This is a genomic window from Bradyrhizobium sp. P2_E8 (assembly GCF_056403875.1).
Window position 1 is genome coordinate 1 of record NZ_JBFUES010000747.1, and the last position, 3,866, is coordinate 3,866.

Annotated in this window: 2 protein-coding genes and 1 pseudogene; all 3 read left to right on the top strand. The window is 65.8% G+C overall.

Features of this window, described 5'->3' with window-relative positions; translation table 11 throughout:
* The first annotated feature begins 166 nt into the window (after nucleotides 1-166).
* Complete coding sequence (cysD, locus tag AC1D00_RS30970; protein ID WP_027544222.1) at nucleotides 167-961, top strand: sulfate adenylyltransferase subunit CysD; 795 nt, start codon at nucleotides 167-169, stop codon at nucleotides 959-961.
* Between the two features lie 20 nt (nucleotides 962-981).
* Nucleotides 982-2,898 (top strand): adenylyl-sulfate kinase, encoded by a 1,917-nt coding sequence (gene cysC, locus AC1D00_RS30975; RefSeq protein ID WP_477013271.1) that lies wholly within the window; start codon nucleotides 982-984, stop codon nucleotides 2,896-2,898.
* A gap of 409 nt (nucleotides 2,899-3,307) precedes the next feature.
* Nucleotides 3,308-3,866: pseudogene (locus AC1D00_RS30980) on the top strand (malate synthase G); the annotation flags it as partial.

Consider the following 3,866-nt stretch of genomic DNA (forward strand, 5'->3'; position numbering starts at 1 on the left):
AATTTTTTCTTCTCTTCAGCGCTGCAACTCTAGAATTTACGCCTCCAAACGCATAGTGGCAGCGATGCATCTTCTCAAGGACGATTCCGCAGCTGTCGGAGTGAGCAGCCCCGCCCTCATCGGACGCTCGGGCTCGCAAGAATTTTCTGCTGATGTTGCGCCCAGCATGGACCATCTGGACCAGCTCGAGGCGCAGAGCATCTACATTTTCCGCGAGGCCTTCGCCCGCCTGAAGAAGATCGCCCTGCTGTGGTCGCTCGGCAAGGACTCCAACGTCATGATCTGGCTGGCGCGTAAGGCGTTCTTCGGCCGCATGCCGTTCCCGGCCCTCCATGTCGACACCGGCAAGAAGTTTCCGGAGATGTATCGCTTCCGCGATCATTACGGCAAGGAGTGGGATCTCGACCTGCGCGTCGAGCCCTGCCCGCCCATCGATGCCGTCGACCCAACGCTGCCGCCGGCCGCCCGTTCCGCCGCGCGCAAGACCGAAGGTCTCAAGATGGCACTCGGCAAATACGGCTTCGACGGCCTGATCGCCGGCATCCGCCGCGACGAGGAGGCCACCCGCGCCAAGGAGCGCGTGTTCTCGCCGCGCGGCCTCGAAGGCAATTGGGACGTGCGCGACCAGCCGCCTGAGTTCTGGGATCATTTCAACGCCTCGCCGCCGCAAGGCGCGCATTTGCGCATCCATCCGATCCTGCATTGGACCGAGGCCGACATCTGGGCCTACACCAAGCGCGAGAACATCCCGATCATCCCGCTCTATCTGTCGCAGAACGGCAAGCGCTACCGCTCGCTGGGCGATCAGGACATCACCAACCCGGTCGTTTCGACCGCGTCGACCATCGACGAGATCTTGGTCGAGCTCGAGCAGACCAAGGTGCCGGAGCGCGCGGGACGCGCGCTCGACCACGAGACCGAAGACGCCTTCGAGCGTCTGCGCGTCGCCGGCTATCTCTGACCTCAGGACGCAACGCGGCCATGAACATGATCGTCACCCCCGCTTCGCCCGCGACCCCGAACGGCACTACGCGCCCGCAGGTCCGCATCGTCATCGTCGGCCATGTCGACCACGGCAAGTCGACGCTGGTCGGCCGCCTGCTGCACGAGACCGGCAGCCTGCCCGACGGCAAGCTGGAGATGCTGAAGGCCGTCAGCGCGCGGCGCGGCATGCCCTTCGAATGGTCGTTCCTGCTCGACGCGCTCCAGACCGAGCGCGACCAGGGCATCACCATCGACACCACGCAGATCCGCTTCCGCACCAATTCGCGTGACATCGTGCTGATCGACGCGCCCGGCCATGCCGAATTCCTGCGCAACATGATCACCGGCGCCTCGCAGGCCGACGGCGCGGTGCTGATCATCGACGCGCTCGAGGGCGTGCGCGACCAGACGAGGCGGCACGGCTATCTCCTGCATCTGCTCGGCGTGAAGCAGGTCGCGATCGTCGTCAACAAGATGGACCGCGTGGATTTCTCCGCCGAGCGTTTCAAGGAGATCAGCGACGAGATTTCGGCGCATCTGCAAAGCCTCGGCGTGACGCCGACGGCCGTGATCCCGATTTCCGCACGCGACGGCGACGGCGTCGCGATGCGCACCGACCGCATCGGCTGGTACAAGGGACCGACCGTGGTCGAGGCGCTGGACCAGCTCGAGCCGGCGCGGCCGCTGGAAGCGCTGGCGCTGCGACTGCCGGTGCAGGCGATCTACAAGTTCGACGACCGCCGCATCGTGGCGGGCCGCATCGAATCCGGCAGCCTGATTGCCGGCGACGAGATCGTGATCATGCCGGCCGGCAAGATCGCCAGGATCAAGACGGTCGAGAGCTGGCCGGCAACGCCGATTGCCGGACGTCAGGGCGCGGGCCGCTCGGTCGGCATCACGCTCGACCGCGAATTGTTCATCGAGCGCGGCGACATCGTCGCGCATACAGGCAGTGCCCCGCGCGAGACGCGCCGTCTGCGCGCGCGCATCTTCTGGCTGCACGACAAGCCGCTGGCCAAGGGCGACCAGCTCCTGGTCCGCTGCGGACCGAAGGAAAGCCGCGCCACCGTCGTCGCCATCGAGAAGGCGGTCGATCCCGGCGAATTGTCGAGCGTCGAGAACAAGGCGATCGGCCGCAACCATGTCGGCGAGATCGACATTTCTCTTTCGAATCCGATTGCCACCGATCCCTACACCGAGAATCCGCGTACCGGACGTCTCGTGATCGAGGTCTCCGGGCGCATCGCCGGTGGCGGCCTCGTGCTGTCGGTCGATGCCGGCCAGCGCGCCGAGCCCGTGGACATCGTGCCGGTGGAATCGGCGCTGCGGCTGGATGAGCGCTCCGCGCGCTACCGCCACAACGGTGCCGTGGTCTGGCTCACGGGCCTGCCGGCCTCCGGCAAGTCGACGCTGGCGAAGGCGCTGGAACGGCGGCTGTTCACCAATGGCGGCTCGCCGATCCTGCTCGACGGCGACACGCTGCGCGCAGGCCTCAACAACGATCTCGGCTTCTCCGCTGCCGACCGTAGCGAGAACATCCGCCGCCTGGCTGAAGTCGCGACGCATCTCGCCCGCAACGGCCACATCGCCATCGTCGCCGCCGTCTCGCCCGCCCGCGAAGACCGCGCCACCGCGCGCCGCATCGCCGACACCGCGTTCCGCGAGATCCATGTCGCGACACCGGCCGGCGTCTGCGAGGAGCGCGACCCCAAGGGCCACTACAAGAAGGCACGCGCCGGCGCGCTGGCGTCGTTCACCGGAATCGGCAACGACTACGAGGCGCCGCAAGCGGCCGAGCTCGTGATCGACACGTCGACACGGACAGTCGCCGAGGCGGTAGACGAGATCGAACAGATGCTGAAGACATCAGGCGTGCTGTTCGACGAAGTCGTGGATCTCGCCGCGAATATTTGACGGCCGCGCTTTCGCTGGTTCGCTCGCAGCATCCGCGCATGCAGTGCGTTCGCTCCCCCCTTGCGGGGGAGGGTTAGGGAGGGGGGTGCCGCACGGCACACTCTCTCATGTGAGCAAGAATTCCGCTCGACTCCGGACACAAGTTTTCCTGGGCTACCCCTCTCCCCCGCCCTCCCCCGCACGGGGGGAGGGAGCGCATTTGTGCGTGTGGCAGGCAGTCGGGCTCGATCGTGTAAAACGAGCTGCCGCCCGCACCTTTTCTTGACATTTTGACAAACCCCTGGGGGTCTTCTCACCGCCCCGTTTTTGGGGCTAATAGGACCCCGAAAGCCGCTCCCTTGAAGCGCATTTTGCTGCTGTCGGGTCAAAAGCAGCCAAAAAACAGCCATTTCCAACAAGAAAGACCATCATGAAACGCGTCGACGCCCACGGATTGAAGATCGCTCCCGTCCTGTTTGACTTCATCGCCAAGGAAGCGGCCCCGAAAACGGGGATCGCGCCGGATGCGTTCTGGGCCGGGGTTGTCGCCATCATCAAGGACCTCGGGCCGAAGAACCGGGCGCTGCTCGCGGTGCGCGACACGCTGCAAGCCAAGATCGACGACTGGCACCGCGCGGGCAAGGGCAAGGCGTTCGACCTCAATGCCTATACCGCCTTCCTGAAGGAGATCGGCTATCTCGTCCCGGAGCCGGCGACGCAGAAGGTCGAGACCGCCAATGTGGACGAGGAGATCGGCAAGATCTGCGGCCCGCAGCTCGTCGTGCCCCTCACCAATGCGCGCTATGCGCTGAACGCGGCGAACGCGCGCTGGGGCTCGCTCTATGACGCCTTCTACGGCACCGACGCCATCCCGCACGATCCGTCCGAGAGCGGCAAGGGCTACAACAAGGCGCGCGGCGACAAGGTGATCGCGAAGGCCAAGTCCTTCCTCGACGCCGCCGTGCCGCTCGCGACCGGCAGCCACACCG